A 6,738-nucleotide genomic window follows, 5' to 3' on the forward strand; every position below is an offset into this window, starting at 1 on the left:
TTCATTTTTAACAAACTTTATGTCATTTTCTGTAGATTCTACCTCTTCAAAATATGCTAATATTATATTAATCTGTTTGAAGGGGCGATTTGGAATGCAAAACATTATTATTATTGATGACATGAAAGAACATATTCAATACATTCAAGACATTATCAACACCATGAATCATCAATTTCAAATACAAACATTTCTTGATATACATGATGTCCTTTTACATATGGATCAATTCCCTGACCATTCCATTATTATTATAGATATTTTATTAAAAAATCATAGTGGCATTGAACTGGCAAAAGAATTAAATCAATTACATAAAAATTTTCAAATTATCTTTATCAGTTCCTATTTAGAAAAAGCAACAGAAGTTTATGAAACAAATCATTGTTATTTTGTATATAAACCTGAATCAAAGAAAAGACTGCCTATGGCTATTGAAAAAGCTATTCATCAAATTATAGAATCACAAAAAGTATTAACCATATCTTTAAAAGATAAAACCAAAATTATTTTATTAAATGATATTATGTATATTGAAAGAATTCAGAGATATTCATATATTTACACAGTTCATGAAACAATTAAGACAGCACAAAAAATCAAAGATCTATTAGAACAATTACCTTTACAATTTATTCGTACACATAACAGTTATATTATCAATGCATATTATGTCAATGAAATAAAAAGAACCCATGTCATTTTAAATAACCAACAACCCATTCCAATCAGCCGTGCTCATCAACTAAAACTCAAAAAGCAATTTCATGAGTTTTTAGTTGAACAATTATAGTTTTTATCATTACTATGAACTTGTTCCTATATATTGAACCAAATATTATATTTTGTTAATGATAGTCGCTACTATTCTCGTTTTTATTAGCGACTTCTTTTTTATTTTATATATAAACTCAAAAAATATACTACTTGAATCAAAAATGTACATTTTTATAATATTTTTATATTTTCCTTCTTTAACACTAAACAAAAAGGCTAGAGTTTTCACTCTAACCAATAATCATTAAATCTTTTGAATAGTGATTTAAAACTTCACAGCCATCTTCAGTGACTAAAACCAAATCTTCAATTCTAACACCGAATTCACCTTGAATATAAATACCTGGTTCAATTGAAAAAATCATTCCTGGTTCTACTTCCATATCAAAAGCAGCAGATACATCACCGTATTCATGAACATCTCTACCAATAAAATGACCTAAACGATGATTAAAGTTTGGTCCATAACCTGCTTCACTGATAATATCTCTTGCTGTTTTATCAATGTCACATAGTCTCACACCTGGTTTAATCATAGCTTCAGCTGCTTCATTAGCTTTTTTAACCAATTCATAAACTTCTCTTTGTTTATCAGATACTTCTTTATAGAAAACAGTTCTTGTCATATCACTGCAATATCCTTGATAAATACCACCCATATCAATGACAATGCTGTCTCCTGGTTTTAACTTTGAATCATCGCAACCATGATGTCCATCTGCCCCGTTAGGTCCATAGCCAACAATTGGATCAAAAGAATTCCCACTGCATCCTAATGATTGAAAAATACCATCCAGCTGATGTCCAACTTCTTTTTCCGTCAATGTCCCTTTGGCGCATAACTGAATCACCTGATCAATAGCCTGATCATTTAATTGACTCGCTTTACGCATAAGTTCAATTTCTTCTTCATCTTTATGCATACGGACGTAATCAACACAGATTGAACCTAGTTCAAAACAACATTCTTCGTTAGCCAGTTCCATAACTCTCATCAAGAATCTAGCTTCCCAGTTTTTATCGACACCTACACAATGAGCATCTTTTAAAACTTCAGCAATCTTAGCCGGTCCATCTTCTGTATCATCATACCAGATAATAATTAAATCTAATTGTTGATCTAAATAAAACAAATGATTTAAGAACAATGTATGATTTCCATCTAATGATAAAACCAATGCATACATTCTTTCTCCTGGATGATTATCATAACCAATCAAATAATTGATAGAGCTAGGATCACTGATAATCAAATGATCCATTCCTCTTTGACTCATTTCATTTAAAACATTATTCACTCTTGTCTGATTCATATTCTTTCACCCCGATTCCTAACTCTCCTAATTGTGCATCTGCCACTGGTGTCGGTGCTTTTGACATTGGACAAGTTGCACTTGTATTTTTAGGAAAGGCAATGACATCTCTTAAAGAATCACAACCACAAAGTAACATGGCAATTCTATCTAACCCTAAAGCAAATCCTCCATGTGGTGGTGTTCCATATTGTAATCCTTCTACAAACCATCCAAATTGCGCATCAATTTGTTCTTGAGTGAATCCTAAAGCTTTAAATGCTCTTTCTTGAACATTTTGATCATAAATTCTTTGTGATCCTCCACCTAATTCATAACCATTTAAAACAATATCATAAGCATCAGCTAAGCAATGTTCTGGATCAGTTTCTAATTTATCTAAATCTTCATCTTTTGGTTTTGTGAATGGATGATGTTTTGCATAATATCTTTGTGTTTCATCATCATATTCAAACATTGGGAAATCAATAACCCATAAGAAATCAAAAGTATTTGGATCATATAATTTTAATTCTTTTCCTAAATAGTTACGAATAGCAGCTAAAGAATCGCAAACAACTTCATATTTAGCATCTCCAACAAATAACAATAAATCCTGACTATGCGCATTCATAGCTGATAATAATTTTTCTAATTGTTCTTCAGTAAAGAATTTAGCAATTGGTCCCTGTATGCCATCATCTGTCACTTTTAACCATGCTAAACCTTTAGCTTTATAAGTTTTCGCAAGTTCAGTTAATTGATCAATTTTTTTACGAGAAAAATTGGCTGCTTCACCAACAACATTGATTCCTTTCACATGTCCGCCAGCTTCCAAAGCATTTTTAAAAACTGCAAAATCCACATCACTGACAACATCATTCAAGTTCACAAGCTCTAATCCAAAGCGTGTATCAGGTTTGTCAATTCCATATCTTTCCATAGCTTCATGCCAAGTCAAACGTCTTAAAGGCAATTCAATATCAATACCTTTGACATCTTTCATTAATTTTTTGATCATACCTTCTCCAACTTCTAGAATCTGATCAGTTGACATAAAGCTCATTTCAACATCGACTTGTGTAAATTCAATTTGACGATCAGCACGTAAATCTTCATCTCTAAAACAACGTGCAATCTGGTAATATCTTTCAAATCCAGATACCATTAATAATTGTTTAAACAATTGAGGTGACTGTGGTAAAGCATAGAAAGATCCTTTATGAACACGTGAAGGCACTAAGAAATCTCTTGCACCTTCTGGTGTAGAACGGTTTAAATAAGGTGTTTCAATATCTATAAAATCTAAATGATCTAAATATTCTCTAATACTTCTTGTGATTTGATGTCTTGTCATTATATTTTTTTGCATCACAGGACGTCTTAAATCCAAATAACGATATTGCATTCTTGTTTCTTCTAAAGCATCTGTTTCATCAGCCACAATCATAGGTGTTAATTTTGCAGTGTTAATAATTGTAAAAGCACTTGCCTGAATTTCAATATCACCTGTAGGAATCTTTGGATTTTTAGAAGATCTTTCAATCACTGTACCTTGAACAGATAAAATATATTCATTTTTCACTTCTTTTAATCTTTCTTCAAAAGATTCATCAAAAATCACCTGAGTAATTCCATAACGATCTCTTAAATCAACAAAAACCAAAGCTCCTAAATTTCTTTTCTTGGCAACCCAACCAATCAATTCGACTTGTTGACCAACATTTTCAATTCTTAATTCCCCATTGTTATGTGTTCTATTCATGATCATGATCTCCTTCATAATGATTTTCAATAAATTCTACAATATTTTCTAATGGAACTTCCACTTGTTCTTTTGTATGATTACATTTCATATTCACGACTTCTTTTTGAACTTCTTCATCTCCAATAATCATTGAAAAATGAGCGTGGAAACGATCAGCAGATTTAAATTGCCCTTTTAACCCACGATCACATTGATCCATATCACAAGTAAATCCATTAGCACGAAGCATTGTCATAATCTGCATAGCCAAATCTTTAGCTTCGCTACCTAAAGGCATGATATAGACATCTAAACCTTCTTCATCTTCATGATCATCACCTAAAGCAATCATTAATCTTTCCATTCCAAAAGCAAAGCCAACACCAGGTGTTTGTGGTCCCCCTAATTCTTCTACAAGGCCATTATAGCGACCTCCTCCACCAACTGTTGAACCAGCTCCTAACTTTGGATCATCAGAAATAATTTCAAAAACTGTATGTGAATAATAATCTAATCCTCTTACTAAGTTAGGATCAACAACGTAATCAATTTCTAAATCATCTAATAAAGCACAAACTTTTTCAAAATGCGCTTTTGCATTATCAGTTAAATAATCAATTGTTTTTGGTGCTGTTTTCATCATAGGATGATTTTTATCAACCTTACAATCTAAGATACGTAATGGATTTTTTTCATAACGTACCTGACAATCATGGCATAACTCATTTAAGACAGGTTGAAAATGATTTTGTAAAGCTTCACGATAAGCATCACGAGATTCCTGATCACCTAAAGTATTGATGTGTAATTGAATATTTTTTAATCCTAAAGCTTTCACAACTGTCACAGCCATCAACATACACTCTACATCAACATATGGTGATTCAACTCCTAACATCTCTACACCAAATTGATGAAATTGTCTTTGTCTACCGTTTTGTGGTCTTTCATATCTGAACATTGGACCCATATAATAAACTTTCTGTAATTTTTCAGGCATTCCATAAAGTTTATTTTCTACATAAGCTCTCGCAATACCAGCTGTTCCTTCTGGTCTTAACGTCATAGAACGACCTTTTCTATCTTCAAAAGTATACATTTCCTTAGATACAACATCTGTTGTATCACCAACCGCACGATTGAATAATTCTGTATGTTCAAAAATAGGTGTTCTTATTCCTTTTACATTATAATTTGCACAAATTGTTCTTAATAATTGTTCTAATTCCTGCCATTTTCCAGATTGAGCAGGTAAAATATCTACTGTTCCTCTTGGTGCTTTATAGGCCATATCTCTATCCTCCTTTAAAAATAAAAAAACGCCCTATCTAAGGACGTTATTAACGCGGTACCACCTTAGTTCATACAATGTATGCCCTCTCTGTCTTAACGCGACTCACGGTTACTTTCATAACTTCCTCCAAAGTGTCCCATAGCTTCCTCTATCTGTTTCCACCAACCACAGACTCTCTATTAGATTTTGACTATTTAATCTTCTTCAACGGATTGACATCATTATAAAAGATTCGCTTATAAAAATCAAGTTCAATCACTCTTTTCTTTATAAAGAGTTCCATCTCTTTTTATTTTTATATCCAATTGCCTTTGAATTAACTATTGATAAGCTTTTTGAATATCACTTTTTCATAATTAAGATAACATTATTTATATTTCCTATTATCATTTATTAGATCTATTAAAAAAGATAGAAATCAAGTTTTTCACTTCTTGATTTCTATCCTTTATTTTAAAGAAGAAATATTATCTTCAATGTGATTTATTTATATAAATGTTATAAATAACGATGACACTCAATTATCTATTTGCTTATCATTACTCAACTCTATCTTATTGTTTTATTTCTTAAAAACTCTTTTTTATTTCCATACATATCATTTGAAATATTCAATAAGACTTCATTTCATATTGATAATCTCATGAATAATGTTTCCATATTTTCTATAAAGCGATATCATTATGTCCTTTTTTACTCATTTATCATGAATTGATAAACTTTCTCATTCACCCATCATGATCACTCTTTATTATATCATGAACTTTTTTTATATTTACGGCCTATCTTTCCCAGGCCTATTGTATGTTAGGGGGTAGAATATCTCTTTCCAATCTATAATCTTTTGGAAGATCAAGATTGTCAACGAATTTAAGTCCTAAATACAATGTTTTTTCTTTTATTTTTCTTCCCATCATTTTTAAGACCTCCTTTCGTTACTTTCCTTTTCTTCGCTTATATTTTAACACACTTTTTATAAAAATGAAAGCCTTTTCATTTTCGTATTATGAAAATGTTATCGAATAAATTTCTCCCATATAATCAACTCTTTTTGAGCATCTTCATGAGAAGATGAAGCATGAATAATATTATCCACAAGACGATATTCCTGATCAGCTAATTCATAGCTATCACAACTCAATTCTCCACGAATACTCTGTGGATCTGCCTGTATTGGATTTGTCTTTCCAACAATTTTTCGAGAATACGTAATAATATCTTCATCACCATCATAACTCACTTTCATAGGCATAATATAGTGAGGCCCATCAAAATAGAAAGTATTAAATAATCTTGCAGGAAAATTAAAATCCTTTCCCTTTTCGTCAATAACGTGATGATAATGTTCCAATAAAATCTTCATAACATCTATATCTACCTGCACGACTTGTGATTTTTCAACATGTAATTGATGTTGAGCTAATATTTCAAGAACTCTTTGATTTTTATGATCAACAAAAGCATCAGGTTTTAACATCATATAAGTATATTGTTTCATTTTCTCCTCCTCTTTTCGTGCGCACGTTCTTGCGCTTAATATATATTTCTTTTGAAATCATCGCTCCTGCAATGCGATGTAAAGCAACCGACTTACCTCGCGGGGATAACCCAACGGGGACCAAAGCATG

General features: G+C 31.3%; 5 protein-coding genes and 1 other annotated feature. Of the genes, 1 reads left to right on the forward strand and 4 read right to left on the reverse strand.

The window, feature by feature from the left end:
- The first annotated feature begins 94 nt into the window (after positions 1 to 94).
- Entirely contained in the window at positions 95 to 793 is a 699-nt protein-coding gene (locus B5E79_RS07635) for a LytR/AlgR family response regulator transcription factor (protein WP_158095484.1), read from the forward strand.
- A gap of 214 nt (positions 794 to 1,007) precedes the next feature.
- Here the strand turns inward: B5E79_RS07635 and B5E79_RS07640 are convergent, their stop codons facing one another.
- The 4 genes from B5E79_RS07640 to B5E79_RS07655 all read right to left on the reverse strand — a co-directional run bounded on the left by B5E79_RS07640 (position 1,008) and on the right by B5E79_RS07655 (position 6,608).
- Positions 1,008 to 2,090 (reverse strand): M24 family metallopeptidase, encoded by a 1,083-nt coding sequence (locus B5E79_RS07640; RefSeq protein WP_087297566.1) that lies wholly within the window; start codon positions 2,088 to 2,090, stop codon positions 1,008 to 1,010.
- A complete protein-coding gene (gene aspS, locus B5E79_RS07645) occupies positions 2,068 to 3,834 on the reverse strand; it encodes an aspartate--tRNA ligase (RefSeq protein ID WP_087297567.1) in 1,767 nt (588 codons plus the stop codon). Before aspS ends, B5E79_RS07640 begins: the two co-directional genes overlap by 23 nt.
- The gene (gene hisS / locus B5E79_RS07650; RefSeq protein ID WP_087297568.1) at positions 3,827 to 5,107 is read right to left on the reverse strand and encodes a histidine--tRNA ligase; all 1,281 of its coding nucleotides are present in this window, start codon (positions 5,105 to 5,107) and stop codon (positions 3,827 to 3,829) included. Before hisS ends, aspS begins: the two co-directional genes overlap by 8 nt.
- 36 nt (positions 5,108 to 5,143) lie before the next feature.
- Positions 5,144 to 5,327 (reverse strand) — a binding site (T-box leader).
- A gap of 798 nt (positions 5,328 to 6,125) precedes the next feature.
- Positions 6,126 to 6,608 (reverse strand): nucleoside-diphosphate kinase, encoded by a 483-nt coding sequence (locus B5E79_RS07655; protein ID WP_087245498.1) that lies wholly within the window; start codon positions 6,606 to 6,608, stop codon positions 6,126 to 6,128.
- Between the last annotated feature and the right edge of the window lie 130 nt (positions 6,609 to 6,738).

It is taken from the genome of Massilimicrobiota sp. An134 (assembly GCF_002160815.1).
Taxonomy (GTDB): Bacteria; Bacillota_I; Bacilli_A; order Erysipelotrichales; family Coprobacillaceae; genus Allocoprobacillus; species Allocoprobacillus merdigallinarum.